The sequence below is a fragment of the Micromonospora humi genome (assembly GCF_900090105.1).
GTDB classification, from domain to species: domain Bacteria; phylum Actinomycetota; class Actinomycetes; order Mycobacteriales; family Micromonosporaceae; genus Micromonospora; species Micromonospora humi.
In genome coordinates this window covers 48,219-65,566 of sequence record NZ_FMDM01000016.1, presented here as the reverse complement: position 1 = coordinate 65,566, position 17,348 = coordinate 48,219, and the positions used below count along the sequence as shown (strand labels likewise).

Genomic DNA, 17,348 nt, shown 5'->3' with positions numbered 1-17,348 from the left:
CTCAGACAAGGCTGCGCCGCCCGCGTCGCCACTGCCGGTCGGCCAGATAGGTGCCCGGCCGCCACCGCAGGTTGAGGCTGTAGTTGCTGCCGCAGCCGACGCACTCCTTGCGGAACAGCCGCGCGTGCTCGGCGCGGTATGCCGGAGCGTCGACGATCTCGGCGATCGGACGCTGCCGGACCGAGGCGGTCGGGTCGTGCGCCCAGCAGCCGCCGACCTCGCCCCGGGAGTGCACCATCAGCTTGAGCTGCGACTCCGCGCACGGCAGGTCACGTTGCACCAGGTCGTCGAAGTGCCCGCGCAGGTAGCGCAGCTCCGAGTAGCGCGGCAGCCAGCGCCGGTCGGCCCGGGCCACCGCCTCCAGCTCGGCCAGCGCCGCGTCGAGCCGGTCGCCGGCAACGTCCGTCTGCCCGGTGACCGCCTCGGTGCGGAACAGGAACGTCCGGTCGGTGACCAGGTTGAGGTAGAGCGCCACACCGAGCTCCTGGGCCAGTGCCGCGATGCCGGGCAGGCTGTCCACGTTGTCCCGCATCACGGTGAAGTTCATCCGCACCTTCAGGCCGAGCCGGTCGCGCTCCGCGATCAGGTGCCGCAGGTGCCGGGTCGTCGTCTCGAACGCGCCGAGCCGGCCCCGGATCCGGTCGTGCACCAATGCCGTCGGGCCGTCGACGGAGACGTTGAAGCTGCGTACGCCGGCGGCGAGCACCTCGGTCAGAACCGGCGGGGTGAGCCGGATCCCGTTGGTGTTCAGGTGCAGGTGACGCACCCCCACCTCGCGGGCGTACGCCATCAGGGCCAGCGCGTCCGGCCGGATCAACGGCTCACCGCCGGTGAAGTTCACCTTGTGGATGCGCAGCGCGACGAGTTGGCGCAGCACGTCCCGCCACTCCTCGGTGGACAGTTCACCCCGGGTGTTGGTGGTCCAACAGCCGCAGCTCGTGCAGCGCAGGTTGCAGTTGTCGGTCAGGAACAGCTCGGCGACCAGCGGCCGTACGTGCAGCCGGGGCGCGACCCGCTCCTTGACCGCGAGCCGGCCGAAGAACCACGCCAGCCGGGCGGTGTCCGCCACGCTCATCGCCGCCTCCGGCCGGTGTCGGCGGTGCTCACGGGTGCCTCCGGACGATGTCGACGGTGCTCACGGGTGCCTCCGGGCGACGACGAAGAGGTTGGCCGAGCGGAACAGTTGGCCGTCGAGGTGGATGCCGCGCTCCAGCAGGCGGCGTACCGGCCCGCCGGCGAGCAGCGCCGGGATCTGCAACCACCGCCAGAACAGGTTGGCGCCGGTCACCGTGGTCGGTGCGAAGCCGGCGGCGCGCAGCAGGCGGAGCAGGTCCGCGGTGCGGTAGTTGGTGTGCCGGTCCCGGCCGACCGACATGTCGCCGCGCAGATCGTCGGAGAGGTCGGCGAACCGGCTGTGCCAGACCTGCGGCCCGAACCGCCACGAGTAGACCAGGCGGTGCAGCCGGGGGAAGTCGAACTTGGCGTTGTCGGGGTCGAGGAAGCTGAAGACGTGCCGGCGCGGCACGGTCAGCACCAGCAGCCCGCCGGGGGCGAGCACCCGGTGCGCCTCGGCGAGCACCGCGGCCTCGTCGGGCACGTGCTCCAGCACGTCGAGCAGGCTGACCGAGTCGAAGCGGCCGTCGGCGAACGGCAGCGGCCCACCGACTCGGAGCCGGTGCAGCGGCAGGCTCGGGTGGCGCTCGGCGAGCCCGGCCAGGTAGCCCGGGTGGGGGTCGGCGCCCTCGCAGGTCACGGTGCCGTGCTCGTGCAGCGTGCCGAGGAAGTCGCCAGGACCGCAGCCCAGGTCGAGGTGCCGGCCGGTGCGACCGGCCAGCACCGACCAGGCGAACGCGTATCGGCGCAGCGGATGAGCGGCGAACGGCGACGTGCCCGGCCGGCGCGACGCCTCGTCGGCCGGGCTCACCGGCCTGGTCGGGCGCTCGCCGGCCCGGCTCACCGGCCTGGTCGGGCGCTCGCCGGCCCGGCTCATCGGACCAGCCGGGCGCAGAGCGCGTCCAGCGTCTCGGCGAGCCGTTCGCCGTCGACCGCGCCGGGCAGCGGCCGCTCGGCCAGCAACCGCCGCTGCCGTTCGGGGTGCGCGGCCACCACGGCCGGCAGGTCGGCCACCTCCCACACCGCGACCACCCGCCCCGAGCGTTCCTCCTCGCGCAGGTAGGCGACCTGGTGGTCGTTGCCCATCTCGCCCCGCGCCGCCTCCCGGGCCACCGCCACCGGCACCCGGCCGAGTCGCTGCACCAGCCGGACGGTGTTCCCCGCGTGGGTGACCACCACGTCGGCGGTGGCCAGCCGCTCCCGCAGGTCGTCCAGGGGGAGGAACGGGGCGTGCGGGCACGGCGGGGTCACCGTCGAGGTGCCGGTCTGGACGAACACCTCGTGCGCGGCGCAGAGCGGCGTGACGGCGTCGACCAGGCGGTCGAACGGCCAGGGGCCCATGCCGACGGTGACCAGGACGCGGGCCATGGTCAGTAGAGCTCCCCGATGAGCACCGCGCGGGGGCGGGACGCCAGCAGCGCGGGACGCTGCACCAGCACGGCGGCGGCGAGCCGGGAGCAGAGCCGGGCGGCGGCGCCGGCCGGCCCGGTCATGTTGAACGTCTCCAGCCACAGCGAGGGCACCCGGAGCAGGCGGGCGGCGAGGAAGACGCCGACGGCCACCCCGGTGCCGGCCGACACCACCACATCGGGTCGCTCCCGACGCAGCAGCCGCAGGGCCCACCAGGTCGCCGGCAGCACCCGCAGCCGGGTGCGGGTCGACAGCTCGGGCCGCCAATGCACCCGCTGCCCGGCCAACGCCACCTCGGTGTCGGGGGCGTGGACCGCCACCCAGACCGGGTCGTGCCGCTCCCACCAGGGGCGCAGGGCGAGCAGGTCGAGCAGGACACCGCCGCTGCTGGAGACGAGGAGTATCCGGTACCGCCGGCCCATCACGCCACGCTATCGCAGAGTCGCGGATCGGGGCGACCCGTCCAGGATGGACGGTCAGCGACCGTCCCGGGGCCCGAAGACGGCGAGCGCGTCCAGGTCGGAGTAGCGCCCGCGCAGATACTCGTCGACCCACGCCGCCGCCTCGGGGAAGCCGGACCCGGCGACCACCTGGTCGGCGGCGGCGTCCACGTCGTACCGGGTGCGGCGCAACTGCACACCGGGGCCGAGCAGCGCCCACCAGGCGCCCGCGCCCCCGTACGGCATGCCTACGCTGCCCGGGTTGACCACCAGGCGGCGGTCGACCAACCGGGCGAAGGGCATGTGGGTGTGCCCGCAGACCACGGTCCCGACCTCGGCGGGCAGGCCGGCGAAGACCTCGGCCCAGCGCGCCGGCCGCGAGTCGACGAGCACGACCTCCACGTCGTCGCGGGGCGTCGCGTGGCAGAACAGCACCTCGCCGAGACCGGTCACCGGCAGCCTGAGGTACGGCGGCAACGCGGCCAGCCGGGCCACCTGGTCGGCGCGGAGCTGCCCGGCCGCCCAGTTGGAGACCTCGATCTCCGACGGTTTCCCGGCCCGCGCCTCGACCAGCTCCCGGTCGGCGTTCCCACCGACCCAGCGGGCACGGTCGCCGAGCGCGGTGAGCCGGTCCAGCACCTCGACCGGCTGCGGACCGGCGGCCAGGTCGCCGGTGAGCACGATCAGGTCGGCGGCAGCCACGTCCGGCTCGGCCAGGACGGCCTCCAGCGCCGGCAGCACACCGTGGATGTCGGAGAGGACGGCGACACGTTCATGCATCGCCCGAGCCTGCGCGACCGGCGCCGGCAGGTCCAGCGATTCTGCGCCCGGCAGACGACCCTACGGTGCTGCCCTGCGGCCCGCCGCCACGCCGGCGCCATCGGCCCGGTCAGGGCGACACCGCCGGCATGGAACCGGCCTGGGCGGGCACCGGCCCGACCGAGCACCGGCCTGGGCGGGCATCGGTTCGGGTGGCACCGGCCCGACCGAGGATCGGTCCGGGCGAGGACTGGCCCCGGACGGAACCGGCCCGGACCGCGTGCGGCGGTCCGGGCCGGGACGAAGGACGGCCGGGAGACACCCGGGCCGGCGGTGGATCAGACGCGGGCGCGGCGGGCCAGGCGCTCCGGGTCGAGGATGATGATGCTCTTGCCGTCCAGCCGCAGCCAGCCGCGGGAGGCGAAGTCGGCGAGCGCCTTGTTGACGGTCTCCCGGGAGGCGCCGACGAGCTGGGCGATCTCCTCCTGGGTGAGGTCGTGGGTCACCCGCAGCACGCCGCCGTCGCGGGTGCCGAACCGGCCGGCCATCTGGAGCAGGTTCTTGGCGACCCGGCCCGGCACGTCCGTGAAGATCAGGTCGGCGAGCGAGTCGTTCGTCCGGCGCAGCCTGCGGGCCAGCACCCGGAGCAGCTGCTCGGCGATCTCGGGCCGGTTGTTGAGCCACGGCCGCAGGGCCTGCTTGCGCAGCCGGACCAGCCGGGTGTCGGTGACCGCGGTGGCGGTCGCGGTCCGCGGGCCGGGGTCGAACAGCGACAACTCGCCGACCATGTCCGACGGGCCCATCACGGCGATCAGGTTCTGCCGGCCGTCCGCGGCGCGGCGGCCCACCTTGATCTTGCCGGACAGGAGGATGTAGAGACTGTCGCCGGGCTCGCCCTCGTTGAAGACGACCTCGCCCTTGCGGACGTCGATCGTCTCCATCTCCTTGGCGAGCGCCTCGGCAGCCTCCGGGTCGACACCCTGGAAGATCCCGCTGCGGGCCAGTACCTCGTCCATCGCGCACCTCCGCCTGCGCGTGCCGTCCGTCGGCCCGGGTCCGCCGTCCGCTGATCCCTCGCGCGCCGCCAGTCTAGGCGCACATGAGCAGGAATCGGAGGTGCACCCCTGGATACCCGCCCTCCGGGCCGGGCCGGCACCACCCGTTCCCACCTGTGATCGTAGGGTGACCGGCGTGCTGAGCGAGCCGACCCTGACCAGCCGGTCCGAATCCGGGTGGGACATCCCGCTGCTGTGCTGGCGGGCCGAGGCGCCGCTGCTGGCGGTCGGCTCCGCCCCGCTGGGTGGGGGGATCGGCGTCCGCCGGTGGGTGCTGAACGCGACCGTGCCGATGTCGTACGACCGGGACGACCCCGCCGCCCACCTGGCCGAGCTGGCCCGCGACCTCGACCTGACCGGTCCCGGGGTCGGGCTGCTGACCGGGGTGGACGTGGCCGAGGTGGTGCGCCGGGCGGACCGTGACGTGCGGGTCTGGGCGACCGTCGGCCTGGGCACCCCGGTGTGGGCCGCCGCGCCGGCGCCCGCGGCGCCCGCCCAACGCGTCGGGACGGTCAACATCGTCGTGTACGTGCCGGCCCGCCTCGGCGACGCGGCGCTGGTCAACGCGGTGGCCACGGCCACCGAGGCGAAGGCGCAGGCGATCTGGGACCTGGGACTGCCGGCCACCGGCACCGCCACCGACGCGGTCACCGTGCTCTGCCCGGCCGACGGCGAGCCGGCCCCGTACGGCGGCCCGCGCTCGACCTGGGGCGCCCCGCTGGCCCGCGCCGTGCACGCCGCCGTCCGCGCCGGCGGCGCCGGCACCGTCGTCCCCTGGTCCGACCGGCGGGCCGGCTGAGGTCTCCTCGCCGAGCAGCAGCTCACCGGCCGGCGGGGCGGCGGAGCCCCCTGGTCCGACCGGGCAAGGCCGGACCGCTCCCGCCGTCGCCCCGAGCGTCCGGAGACGGTCCGGCGGGCCCCGCCGACAACCGCCGGTCCCGGTATTCCGGCCATTCGGTCCTCGTCGCGGCGTTCCCGGCACGGTAGCGTCGCCGACGATGTACGCTCCCGCCCGCTCTCTGCCCCGTTCCCGCCGCGCCGCCGGCCCGCGCCGTGCCGTCCCCGGCCGTCCGGCCCCCGGCTCGCGCCTCGTCGCGCTCGTCGCGCTCCTCGCCGTCCTGCTCGCCGCCGGGTGCTCCGACTCCGGCGGCACCGACGACCCGGTCTGGCAGACCGGGCAGGGTGGCGGGTCGACCGGCTCGGCCGGCCCCGCGACCGGCGACCAGCCGGCGGCGACCGGCGGGACGACCGAGGCGTCGATCTCCCTCACCGCGACCGGTGACGTGATCATGGGGAACGCGCCCAACCGGCTGCCGCCCAACGGCGGCAAGGGCTTCTTCGACGACGTGAAGTCCGCGCTCAAGGGCGACCTGGTGATGGGCAACCTGGAGGAGCCGCTCACCGAGGACACCGGCGCCGGCAAGTGCGGCCCGAACCCGAAGAACTGCTACCAGTTCCGGGCGCCGCCCGGCTACGCGGCGCACCTGCGCTCGGCCGGGTTCCAACTGCTCAACCAGGCCAACAACCACGGCAACGACTACGGCCAGCAGGGCTACGAGAACACCCAGTCGGCGCTGGAGGCGCACGGGCTCAAGCACACCGGGGCGCCCGGCGAGATCACCGTGGTCGACGTCAAGGGCGTCAAGGTGGCAGTGGTCGGCTTCTCGTCGTACCCCTGGTCGAACAGCCTGGTCGACCTCGACGCCGCCAAGCAGGTCATCGAGATGGCCAAGGGGATGGCCAAGCTGGTCGTGGTGCAGGTGCACATGGGCGCCGAGGGCGCCGAGAAGACCAGGGTCAAACCGGGCACCGAGACGTACGTGGGCGAGAACCGGGGCGACCCGATGCGCTTCGCCCGCACCGTGATCGACGCCGGCGCCGACCTGGTGATCGGGCACGGCCCGCACGTGCTGCGCGGCATGGAGTTCTACCAGGGCCGGCTGATCGCCTACAGCCTGGGCAACTTCGCCGGCGGCGGGAAGTCGCTGAACAGCTCCGGTCGGCTCGGGTGGGGCGGCGTGCTCAAGGTGTCGCTCACCGCCGAGGGTCGCTTCGCCGGTGGCACGTTCACCTCGACCGCGATGAACGGCGTCGGTCGGCCGGCCGTCGACCGGCAGGACCGCGGCCTCGGTCTGGTCCGCGAGGTGACCCGGGCCGACTTCCCGGACACCGGCGCGAAGATCGACGCGTCCGGCAAGATCAGCGCGCCGAAGGGTGGCTGAGCGCACGCCGCCCGCGTCGACCCACCGGAGCGTCGGCCCCGCGACGTAGGCTGGCCGGCGTGACCACGCGCTCCCCCGAGACCGACCTCGGCCGTACGCGTCGGGCCCGCCGCATCGGGCGGGTGCTGACCGAGACCCACCCCGACGCGCACTGCGAACTCGACCACTCCGACGCGTTGGAGTTGGCGGTCGCCACGATCCTGTCCGCCCAGTGCACCGACAAGAAGGTCAACGAGGTCACGCCGAAGCTGTTCGCCCGCTACCGCTCCGCCGCCGACTACGCCGGGGCGGACCGCGGCGAGATGGAAGAGCTGATCCGGCCCACCGGCTTCTACCGCAACAAGACCAGCTCACTGATCAACCTGGGCCGCGCGCTCTGCGAGCGCTACGACGGCGAGGTCCCGGGCCGGCTGGCCGACCTGGTCACCCTGCCGGGGATCGGGCGCAAGACCGCCAACGTCATCCTCGGCAACGCGTTCGACGTCCCGGGCATCACGGTCGACACCCACTTCCAGCGGCTGGTGCAGCGCTGGCAGCTGACCGCCGAGACCGACCCGGTCAAGATCGAGCACGCGATCGGCGCGCTCTTCCCGAAGCGCGACTGGACCATGCTGTCGCACCGGATCATCTTCCACGGCCGCCGGGTCTGCCACGCGCGCAAGCCGGCCTGCGGCGCGTGCACGCTGGCGAAGCTCTGCCCCGCCTACGGCACCGGGCCGACCGAGCCGGCCGCGGCGGCGAAGCTGCTGAAGGGCCCCCGCGCGCGGGACCTCGCGGCGGCCGTCGGCCTCGACCCCGACCTGGTGCCGCAGCAGGCGGCCGCGGCGGACGCGCCGTGACCCGCCGGCTCGCCCGCCTGCTCGCCCCGCTGGTGCTGCTGGCGGCGGCTGGTTGCACCGCCACGGCCGAAGAGCCGGCCGGCCCGGCGCCGGCCACCCGGGCGGAGCGCCCGTCCCCGTTCGCCGACTGCGCCCCGCTGACCGTCGCGCCGGCCTCGGCCGTGCCCGCGCCGGCCGGAAAGCCCCTCGGCCCGCTGCCCGACCTGGCGCTCAACTGCTTCACCGGTGGCGCGCCGGTCAAGCTGCGCGACGTCAAGGGCCCCGCCGTGATCAACGTGTGGGCGTCCTGGTGCCCGCCCTGCCGCAAGGAACTGCCCGCCTTCCAGCGCCTGAGCGAACGGGCCGACGGCCGGTTCCAGGTGATCGGCGTGAACAGCCGGGACAGCCGCGGCGGCGCGCAGTCCATCGGCGAGGACTTCGGCGTCGGTTTCCCGATGCTCGTCGACCAGGGCGACTCGTTCGAGCGCGCGCTCGAACGCAGCGCGTTCCCGCTGACCGTCCTGGTCGGCGCCGACGGCCGGATCCGGCACATCGAGGGCACCGGCGCGCTCGACGACGCCCGTCTCGCGACGCTCGTGCAGACCCACCTCGGGGTGCGGGTATGACCCGACGGCCGCCGGCCTGGCTCGACCCGTTGCTGGGCCGGCTCGGCACCGCGCGGGCGGAGGACTTCACCCGGCTCACCACCCCCGAGACCGGCGGCCGGGAGAGCGCCGTGCTGGTGCTGCTCGGCGAGGAGCCCGGCGTCGGGCCGGACGTGCTGGTCCTCCAGCGCGCCGCGACACTGCGCAACCACGCCGGTCAGCCGGCCTTCCCCGGCGGCGCCGCCGACCCGGAGGACGCCGACGCCCGGGCCACCGCGCTGCGCGAGGCGAACGAGGAGGTCGGCCTCGACCCGGGCAGCGTCACCGTGCTGGCCGAGCTGCCCCGGCTCTGGATCCCGGTCAGCGACTTCGTGGTCACCCCGGTGCTCGCCTGGTGGCACGACCCGCACCCGGTGCACCCGCGGGAGCCGGCCGAGGTCGCGCACGTCGCCCGGCTGCCGGTCGCCGAGCTGGTCGACCCGGACAACCGGATGCGGGTCCGCCATCCCAGCGGCTGGATCGGGCCGGCCTTCTCGGCGCGCGGCATGCTGGTCTGGGGGTTCACCGCCGGCGTCATCGACACGCTGCTGGAGATGGGCGGTTGGGCCCGCCCCTGGCCGCGCTCGCGGGTGGTGGAGCTGCCGCCCGTCGCCGCCCCCGCGCCGTCGGCCGGCACCGACGCCGCCGACGAGAGCCCGGTGCGCTGATCACCCGCACGGATCCTCAGGTCACGTTCAGCGAGCGCTGAGCCGGCCGTGAGCCCGGTGCCCGTACCCTTGGGGCGTGTCCGCCGTGGATCTCGTCCTGCTCCTGCTCATGCTCGTGTTCGCGATCAGCGGATACCGTCAGGGCTTCGTCATCGGTGCCCTGTCGTTCTCCGGGTTCTTCCTGGGCGCGTTGCTCGGCCTCCAGATCGGCCCGCTGATCGCCCAGCAGTTCGCGTCCAGCGGCACCCGGGTGCTGATCTCCCTGGTGGCCATCTTCGGGCTCGCCGTGCTGGGCCAGGCGCTGGCCGGCTGGCTCGGCTCCAACCTGCGCGCGGCCATCACCGGGCCGACCGGGAAGAAGGTCGACGACGTCGGCGGCGCGTTCATCTCGGTCATCGCGGTCATGCTGGTGGCCTGGCTGGTCGCGGTGCCGCTGGGCTCGTCCTCGGTGCCCTGGCTGGCCGCCTCGGTGAAGGACAGCGCGCTGCTCACCGTGGTGGACCGGGTGCTGCCCGACCGGGCCCAGGACCTCTCCACCGCCCTGCGGGACACCGTCGACACCAACGGCTTCCCCGACGTGTTCAACGGCCTGGGCAGCACCGACGCGCGCCAGGTCTCGCCGCCCGACCCGGCGCTGGCCAACTCCCAGGTGGTGCAGAACAGCAAGCGGTCCGTGGTGAAGGTGCTCGGCTCCGCGCCGAGCTGCTCCCGCCGGATCGAGGGCTCCGGCTTCGTCTACGCCGACGACCGGGTGATGACCAACGCGCACGTGGTGGCCGGCACCCGCTCGGTGGCGGTGGAGCTGCGCGGCGAGCGCTACGACGGCGAGGTGGTGGTCTACGACCCGGAGCGGGACCTGGCCGTGCTCTACGTGCCGGGGCTGCCCGGGCCGTCGCTGCGCTTCGCCGCCGGGGCCGCCGCCAGCGGCGCGGACGCGATCGTGCTCGGCTTCCCCCTCGACGGCCCGTACGACGCCCGGCCGGCCCGGGTCCGCGACGTCGACCGGATCACCGGCCCGGACATCTACTCGTCCGGTGACGTGACGCGGGAGATCTACACGATCCGGGCACTGGTGCGCAGCGGCAACTCCGGCGGCCCGCTGGTCTCCTCGAACGGCCTGGTGCTCGGCGTGATCTTCGCGGCGGCGGCGGACGACCCGAACACCGGCTTCGCGGTGACCGCGGCCGAGGCGCGGTCGGTGGCGCTGACCGGCGCGGAGCGTACCCGTGGAGTGGGCACCGGCGACTGCACCTGAACCGGCCGGCGCCCGGCCGACCGGCGTGGCGGTCAGCCGCCCGCCGGTGCCGCGGCGGGCGCCACGTCGTCGCCCGGCCGGAGCGGCGACACCTTGGCGCGACCCCAGGTGAGCGTCTTGTCGAGCACCGCCCGCGCCATGATCGCCACGCAGGTGCCGCCGTTGAGGAACGAGGCCACCACGTCACTGGGGTGGTGCATGCCCCGGTACATCCGGGTGAGCGCCACCCCGACCGGCACCAGCACCAGCAGCGACCACCAGGCGACCTTGGCCGGGGTGCTGCGAGCCCGCAGCGCCAGCAGCACCGCCAGACCGACGTAGAGCGCGGTCGCCGCCGAGGTGTGGCCGGAGGGGAAGCTGGAGGTCGGCGGGGACGCGTCCATGTGCTCCACCGTCGGACGGTTCCGGTCGATGACCATGGTGGTGAAGAAGAAGACCAGGGCCTGGGCGGTCACCGCCGCGCACAGGAAGATCGGCTCCCGCCAGCGGTGCAGCACCAGCCGCAGTACCAGCGCGGCGAGCACCGTCACCACGACGATCATCTGGGTGCTGGCCAGCGTGCTGAAGACCAGCGACACGTCGTTCCAGACGGGCGTCCGGTCGCCCGCGAACTCGCGGTTCACCCCGTCCTCCACGGTGAACGGCCAGGTGTGCGTGAGCACCCGGGTGACCAGGAGACCCAACCCCACCATGACGGCGAAGAGCAGGGACACCGGCAGCAGCACGCGCCGGGCGATCTGGACCGCGACATCGGACATGAGCCGCCCTTTACCCCGACGGACGCGCCGCTACGCGCGCCCGTTTTCCGGCCCCGGATCGGCCAGCTCCGGCTCGACGCCCTCGCGCAGCGGGCGCGCCGGCCGGTGACCGGCCCCGGTCCGCCAGGTGGCGAACCCGGCCGCGGTGGCCGCCACCACCGCCACCCCCAGCACCCAACCGCCCACCACGTCGCTGGTCCAGTGCACGCCCAGCGCGATCCGGCTGAGCCCGGTCACCACCGTCAGCAGCACCGCGGCGGTCCAGAGCGCGACCCGACCCGCCCGGCTGTGCCTGGCGAACGGCAGGAAGACCAGCAGCAGCACCCCGGCGGCCAGCGCCGCGTTCAACGCGTGCCCGGACGGGAACGAGTAGCCGGCCGCCCGGGCCACCGGCTCCAGCAGGTCCGGCCGGTTCCGGCCGACCAGCAGCTTGAGCAACGCGCCGAGCAACCCACCGACGAGCATCGTGGTGACCACCCAGACGGCCAGTCGGGGGGATCGGCGGCGCAGCAGCCAGACCACCACCACCGCGGCGGCCACCCGCAGCGGGCCCGGCCCGAACACGTGCGTCCACACGGTCATCGCCCGCACCCAGGCCGGATGCGCCAGCGCGTAGCCGTGGAACGCGTCGGTGACCGACGCGTCCAGCCGGAGCAGCGGCGGCCACGCGCCCAGGACCAGCAGCGCGAGCAGGGCGAACGGCACCAGCACCAGGACCGCCGCGACGGCGGCCAGGGTGAGCCGCAGGCCCAGCGAGCGGTCGGGGTCCAGGCGGCGGCTCCGCCAGGACCGGTCACGGGTGGACGTCGGACCGGTGGTGTTCATGCGCCGTTCACTACCCCGGGCAGGTCCCGGTCAGACCGGTCAGCGACGGGCCCGCCGGAACCGGCGCACCATCAGCGCGGCGCCGGTGAGCAGGGCGACGAACAGGGCCAGGCCGGTCCAGATCCGCTCCGGCGCGGAGACCTCGGCCTGGCCGGCCGGGCGGGCCGACCACCCGGTCTGTTTCGGACCGCCGAACGGGTCGCCGCCCTGCCCCGCCACCGCGGCCCGGGTGTCGGGGCCCTCGCCCGGGGCCGGCCCGAAGCCCACCACGCCGGGGGAGGCGTTGTCGTCCAGCGGGTTCTGCCCCACCACGGGCACGTCGGCGGTGAGCGCGGCCACCGGGTCGACCATGCCGTAGCCGAAGCGGTCGTCCCGGCCCGTCGGGCCGAGATCCCGGGCGGTGCTGACCAGCCGGTTCACCACGTCACCGGCGGTCATCTTCGGATATCTGGCCCGGACCAGGGCGGCCGTCGCGGCGACCAGCGGCGCGGCGAAGCTCGTCCCCTGCACCCGCCAGTAGCCGCCCCGCGAGCGGGCGCCGTAGAGGGCGGTGGCCGGGGCGCTCAGCACCGTCTCGTGGCCGGTGATCGAACCCGACCAGAGGTTCTCGCTGTCGCGGTCCAGGCCGGTGACCGCCAGCACGCCCGGCTCACGGGCCGGGTACCAGACCTTCGTGGTGGTCGAGGTGGCCAGGTTGCCGGTGCAGGCGACCACCACCACGTCGCGGGCGAAGGCGTAGTCGAGCGCGGCGGCCAGGGCCGGGCTGTCACCACTGCCGCCGAGCGACAGGTTGATCACCCGGGCGCCGTTGTCGACCGCCCAGCGCACCGCCTTCGCGATGACCAGGGCGTCGTCGTAACGGTTCTCCGCGTCCAGCACCCGGATCGGCAGGATCTTCGCGTCCGGCGCCAGGCCCACCACGCCCCGGTCGTCGTCGGCCCGCCCGGCGATCAGGCCGGCCACCGTGGTGCCGTGCCCGACCGGGTCCGGCTCCTCCCCGCCGCCGGCCGGATCGACCAGGTCGAGACCGGGCAGGACCTGACCGGCCAGGTCGGGATGGGAGCCGTCCACCCCGGAGTCGATCACCGCGACCACCACGCCGCGCCCGGTGGAGGTCCGCCAGGCGGTCTTCGCCCGCAACTCCTTCAACTGCCACTGCTCGTCGCGGACCTGGTCGGTGCGGAACGCGGCGACGGGGGCGGCCGGCGCGGCGTGCGCCGGGGGCGCCAGCGGACCGGCCGTGACGGCCAGCGCCGCCACGGCGGCGAGCAGCGCCCGCCCGGCGAGACGCCGGGGCGGCACGCCGGGAAGTCCCTGCCGATCCCTGGTCACATTCCCCAGCCACTCCGTCGCTTCCGACACATGCTGCTCGGAGATTACCGGTTGTCCCGGCCGTCACGGGGCAACTCCGCGTACCCGGTCATCCGGGCGGGAGATGAGCCAACTGCACCAGACGTACGCCCTCACGGCGGGTGACCAGACGCGCCCGGCCCGGGGGCAGCGGCCCGGCCTTCACCTGACCGACGAGCGGCCCCTCCTCCGGGCCACCCGACATCACCAGCCCGGCCGTGGACAACTCCCGCAACCGCTGGATGATCGGCTCGTACGCGGTCCGGCCGGCACCGCCCGAGCGCCGCGCCAGCACCAGGTGCAGGCCGACGTCCCGGGCGTGCGGGAGGTGCTCCTCCAGCGCGCGCAACGGGTTCGTCGGCCCGCCGGCCACCAGGTCGTAGTCGTCCACCAGCACGAACAGCTCCGGCCCGGTCCACCAGGAGCGGGTCCGCAGCTCGGCCGGGGTCACCTCGGGGCCGGGCTGTCGCCCCTGCAGGTAGCCGGCCGCCGACTCGACCAGCTCGGTGGTGTGCGGCGCGGCCGTGCCGTAGCCGATCAGGTGCGGGGTCTCGATCGTGCCCATCAGGCTGCGCCGGTAGTCGACCAGGATCACCCGGGCCTGCTCCGGGGTGAACCGACCGACGATCGAGGTGGCCAGCGCGCGCAGGAACGACGACTTGCCGCACTCGGCGTCGCCGAAGACCACGAAGTTCGGCTCGGTGGCGAAGTCGAGCACCACCGGGGACAGGTCCGCCTCCGCCACCCCGACCGGGAACGCCAGCCCTGTGGTCGCGGTCTGGTCCAGCTCGGCGTAGGGCAGCACCGGCGGGAGCAGCCGCACCCGGGGCGCCACCGGGCCGGTCCACCCGCCGGCCACCGCCTTGACCAGGTCGGCGGTCTCGCCGCCCAGGGCGGCCACCCGGGACTGCGCGGTGAGGAAGTGCAGCCCGCCGGCGGTGATCCCGCGCCCCGGCCGCTCCTCCGGGACCGTTGCCGCCAGCGCGCGCTTGACCACCACCGAGTCGGACGGGTCACCGAGGCGCAGCTCCAGCCGGGAGCCGAACAGGTCGCGGATCGCCGGCCGGAAGTCCGACCAGCGCAGCGCGCTCGCCACCACGTGCACCCCGTACGCCAGGCCCCGGGTGGCCAGCTCGGTGACCAGCGGTTCCAGATCCTCGTACTCGCCGCGCAGCGTGTTCCAGCCGTCGACGACCAGGAACACGTCGCCGAACGGGTCGGCCCCGGCCGCGCCGCCCGCCGGGGTCGCGGCCCGCCGCCGGCGCCACGCCGCCATCGACTCCACCCCGGCCTCGGTGAATCGCCGCTCCCGCTCGGCGAGCAGGCCGGCGACCTCGCCGACGGTACGGCGGACCGCGGTGCCGTCGGTCCGCCCGCTGACGCCGCCGACGTGCGGCAGGTCGCGCAGCGCCCCGAGCGTCCCGCCACCGAGGTCGAGGCAGTAGACCTGCACCTCGGCCGGCGTGTGGGTGAGCGCCAGCGCGCAGATCAGCGCGCGCAGCAGCCCGGACCGACCGCTGCGGGTGGTGCCGACCACCGCCACGTGCCCGGCCGCGCCGTCCAGGGCCAGCCACAGCAGGTCCCGCCGCTGCTCGAACGGCTTGTCCACCACGGCCACCGGCACCTGCAACGCGCCGTGCAGCTCGGGATTGGCCACGGTGAGCCCACGGACCGGGTCGGCGCCGACCGGGCCGAGCAGTTCGTCGAGCGTGGGTGAGGCGTCCAGCGGGGGCAGCCACACCCGGTGCGCCGGCGGGCCCTGCCCGGCGAGGCGGTCGACCACCAGGTCGAGCAGCGTCTCGCCGGTCTCCTCCTCGACCGGGAGGGCGGCCGGCGTGGTCGGCCGGGGCACCGGGGCCAGGTGGGTGGAGAACGCGAGCACCCGCGCCGCGCCGCCACCGGCGGCGCCCGCCGGGCCGGTGCGGCGACGGACCGCCCCGGAGACGTACGCGGCCTTGAAGCGGACCAGCGGGTCGGTGCCGGAGCGCAGGTAGCCGTGCCCCGGGCTGCGGGGCAGCTCGTGCGCGTCCGGCACGCCGAGCACCGTCCGGGACTCCAGCGCCGAGAACGTGCGCAACCCGATCCGGTACGACAGGTGGGTGTCCAGCCCGCGCAGCCGCCCCTCCTCCAGCCGCTGGCTGGCCAGCAGCAGGTGCACCCCGAGCGACCGGCCCAGCCGGCCGATCTGCACGAAGAGGTCGATGAAGTCGGGCTTGGCGGAGAGCAGCTCGGAGAACTCGTCGCAGATCAGCAGCAGCGACGGCAGCGGGGCGAGCGGGCTGCCGGCCGCGCGGGCCCGCTCGTAGTCGCGGACGCTCGCGAAGGTGCCCGCCCGGCGCAGCAGCTCCTGCCGGCGCATCAGCTCGCCGTTGATCGCGTCGACCATCCGGTCGACCAGGGGCAGCGCGTCGGCCAGGTTGGTGATCACGGCGGCGGTGTGCGGCAACCGCTCGAACGGCGCGAAGGTGGCGCCGCCCTTGAAGTCGACGAGCACGAAGTTGAGCTGCTCCGAGCTGTGCGTGGCGGCCAGCCCGAGCACCAGCGTGCGGAGCAGCTCCGACTTGCCCGAGCCGGTGGCGCCGATCAGCAGCCCGTGCGGGCCCATGCCGTCCAGCGCCGACTCCTTCAGGTCGAGGTCGATCGCCCCGCCGTCGGCGCCCACCCCGATCGGCACTCGGAGCCGGTCCCGGGCGGCGCGGGGCGCCCAGCCCTGCTCGGCGGTGAAGCCGTCCGGGTCGCCGAGGCCGAGCAGCTCCGGCAGGCCCGGTTCGGCGCCGGCCGGCGCGTCCGGTCCGCGTACCGTGCCGGCGAGCCGCAGCGGCGCGAGCCGCCGGGCGACCGCCTCCGCGTCGGCCGGCGCCAGCGCGTCCGCGGCGCCCACCTCGGCGTGCCCCTCCGACGAGTGCGAGTGCAGCCGGCCGTCGACCAGGTCGAGCAGCAGGGCGTAGCGGTCGAGCAGCCGGGGCGGCGGGGTGTCCAGGTCGAGCACGGTGACCGCGTCGATGCCGCCGTCGCCGGCCAGGTCGGCCGCCCCGGTCAGATCGCCGCCGTCGAGCACCACCACGACGTGCGGCCCGTCGGTCGCCGGGCCGTGCGGGCTGAACCGGGACCGGCTGCCGAGCACGTCGCCGAGGAGCCGTTCCAGGTCGGCGGCGGAGCTGGTGACCAGCCGCACCGGGCCGAGCGCGTCGGTGCGGGTCGGATGGTGGGCGTGCGGCAGCCACTTCACCCACTCCCACCGGTCCCGGCGCTCCGGCCCGGCGCAGACCGCGACCAGCAGCTCGTCCGGGGCGTGGAAGACGGCGAGCTGGGTGAGCACCGCCCGGGCCAGCGCCTGCGCGGCCGGCGAGCCGGACCCGCGCACCGTGCCGGCCGGGCCGCGCACGAAGACCCGGGCGAAGCTGCGCAGCGACAGCGCCACCGGCAGGTCCGGCACCACCGAGTACGCGTCCAGGAAGCGCCGCAGCGCCCCGGCGGTCATCGGCTCCAGCTCCTCCAGCGGCCGGGTCACCGGCGGAACCAGCGGGGTGGCCAGCGTCTGCGGGCCGACGCCGACCCGGACCACGGCGAAGTCCGGGTCGCCGGGCCGGCGCTCCCACACCCGGTGGCTGTCGACCGTGGACCAGAGCCGCCCCGGCTCGGGGTGGCGGTAGGCCAGGCCGGCCCGTTGGGCGCCGGCGGTCTCCCGCACCCTCCGGCGCAGCGTGGCCAGGTGCCGCAGGTACTCCCGGCGGGCGGCCATCAGCTCGGACTTCTTCGGGCCGGCGTTGCCCCAGGTGGTCACCAGCATCGCCAGCGAGGAGAGCCCGAACATTCCGCCCACCACGTACGAGTAGGCACCGCCGCCCCGGCCGAACATCATCGCCATCGCCACCGTGCCGCCGAGCATCGGCAGCACCAGCAGCGCCTGCTGCCAGCGCCCGCCGGCCGCCGCGGGGATCTCCGGCGGCGCCTCGACGGGCAGCTCGCCGACCGGGATCTCCGGGGCCGGTCGGCGCGGCGGCCGCTTGATGACGACAGTGGACACGGAG

16 protein-coding genes are annotated in these 17,348 nt (G+C 75.1%); 6 read left to right on the top strand and 10 right to left on the bottom strand.

The features are described from left to right. Position 1 precedes the first annotated feature (1 nt). The 6 genes from GA0070213_RS25925 to GA0070213_RS25900 all read right to left on the bottom strand — a co-directional run bounded on the left by GA0070213_RS25925 (position 2) and on the right by GA0070213_RS25900 (position 4,738). Positions 2–1,075, bottom strand: a complete 1,074-nt coding sequence (locus tag GA0070213_RS25925; protein WP_091070229.1) for a radical SAM protein — start codon at positions 1,073–1,075, stop codon at positions 2–4. 60 nt (positions 1,076–1,135) lie between these two features. Next, positions 1,136–1,990 carry a class I SAM-dependent methyltransferase gene (locus GA0070213_RS25920; protein ID WP_091070225.1) on the bottom strand — a complete coding sequence of 285 codons (855 nt, stop codon included), beginning with the start codon at positions 1,988–1,990 and terminating at the stop codon, positions 1,136–1,138. After that, a complete protein-coding gene (locus GA0070213_RS25915) occupies positions 1,987–2,481 on the bottom strand; it encodes a hypothetical protein (RefSeq protein ID WP_091070222.1) in 495 nt (164 codons plus the stop codon). Before GA0070213_RS25915 ends, GA0070213_RS25920 begins: the two co-directional genes overlap by 4 nt. A gap of 2 nt (positions 2,482–2,483) precedes the next feature. Continuing rightward, the gene (locus GA0070213_RS25910; RefSeq protein ID WP_091070219.1) at positions 2,484–2,945 is read right to left on the bottom strand and encodes a glycosyltransferase family protein; all 462 of its coding nucleotides are present in this window, start codon (positions 2,943–2,945) and stop codon (positions 2,484–2,486) included. A gap of 54 nt (positions 2,946–2,999) precedes the next feature. Then, entirely contained in the window at positions 3,000–3,743 is a 744-nt protein-coding gene (locus GA0070213_RS25905; RefSeq protein WP_091070217.1) for a metallophosphoesterase family protein, read from the bottom strand. 317 nt (positions 3,744–4,060) lie between these two features. Beyond that, entirely contained in the window at positions 4,061–4,738 is a 678-nt protein-coding gene (locus tag GA0070213_RS25900) for a Crp/Fnr family transcriptional regulator (RefSeq protein WP_088976469.1), read from the bottom strand. A gap of 175 nt (positions 4,739–4,913) precedes the next feature. Here GA0070213_RS25900 and GA0070213_RS25895 point away from each other — a divergent pair, with 175 nt between their 5' ends. The 6 genes from GA0070213_RS25895 to GA0070213_RS25870 all read left to right on the top strand — a co-directional run bounded on the left by GA0070213_RS25895 (position 4,914) and on the right by GA0070213_RS25870 (position 10,384). Beyond that, entirely contained in the window at positions 4,914–5,576 is a 663-nt protein-coding gene (locus GA0070213_RS25895) for an adenosylcobinamide amidohydrolase (protein ID WP_091070421.1), read from the top strand. 199 nt (positions 5,577–5,775) lie between these two features. Beyond that, positions 5,776–6,999, top strand: a complete 1,224-nt coding sequence (locus tag GA0070213_RS25890) for a CapA family protein (RefSeq protein ID WP_091070215.1) — start codon at positions 5,776–5,778, stop codon at positions 6,997–6,999. A 59-nt stretch (positions 7,000–7,058) separates the two neighbouring features. Continuing rightward, positions 7,059–7,838 carry an endonuclease III gene (nth, locus tag GA0070213_RS25885; RefSeq protein WP_091070213.1) on the top strand — a complete coding sequence of 260 codons (780 nt, stop codon included), beginning with the start codon at positions 7,059–7,061 and terminating at the stop codon, positions 7,836–7,838. Further along, a complete protein-coding gene (locus GA0070213_RS25880; protein WP_091070211.1) occupies positions 7,835–8,443 on the top strand; it encodes a TlpA family protein disulfide reductase in 609 nt (202 codons plus the stop codon). The genes nth and GA0070213_RS25880 overlap by 4 nt, the downstream gene beginning before the upstream one ends. Beyond that, positions 8,440–9,129, top strand: a complete 690-nt coding sequence (locus GA0070213_RS25875) for an NUDIX hydrolase (protein WP_091070208.1) — start codon at positions 8,440–8,442, stop codon at positions 9,127–9,129. The genes GA0070213_RS25880 and GA0070213_RS25875 overlap by 4 nt, the downstream gene beginning before the upstream one ends. Before the next feature lie 76 nt (positions 9,130–9,205). Then, positions 9,206–10,384 carry a MarP family serine protease gene (locus GA0070213_RS25870; RefSeq protein WP_091070205.1) on the top strand — a complete coding sequence of 393 codons (1,179 nt, stop codon included), beginning with the start codon at positions 9,206–9,208 and terminating at the stop codon, positions 10,382–10,384. A gap of 32 nt (positions 10,385–10,416) precedes the next feature. On the opposite strand, the gene GA0070213_RS25865 is transcribed toward GA0070213_RS25870, so the two are convergent. The 4 genes from GA0070213_RS25865 to eccCa all read right to left on the bottom strand — a co-directional run bounded on the left by GA0070213_RS25865 (position 10,417) and on the right by eccCa (position 17,344). Continuing rightward, positions 10,417–11,142 carry a phosphatase PAP2 family protein gene (locus tag GA0070213_RS25865; RefSeq protein ID WP_091070203.1) on the bottom strand — a complete coding sequence of 242 codons (726 nt, stop codon included), beginning with the start codon at positions 11,140–11,142 and terminating at the stop codon, positions 10,417–10,419. Between the two features lie 30 nt (positions 11,143–11,172). After that, positions 11,173–11,967 (bottom strand): phosphatase PAP2 family protein, encoded by a 795-nt coding sequence (locus GA0070213_RS25860; protein ID WP_091070201.1) that lies wholly within the window; start codon positions 11,965–11,967, stop codon positions 11,173–11,175. 39 nt (positions 11,968–12,006) lie between these two features. Beyond that, entirely contained in the window at positions 12,007–13,299 is a 1,293-nt protein-coding gene (mycP, locus tag GA0070213_RS25855; protein ID WP_175441497.1) for a type VII secretion-associated serine protease mycosin, read from the bottom strand. 88 nt (positions 13,300–13,387) lie between these two features. After that, positions 13,388–17,344: a type VII secretion protein EccCa gene (gene eccCa, locus GA0070213_RS25850; RefSeq protein WP_091070197.1), complete on the bottom strand. Its 3,957-nt coding sequence runs from the start codon at positions 17,342–17,344 to the stop codon at positions 13,388–13,390. Between the last annotated feature and the right edge of the window lie 4 nt (positions 17,345–17,348).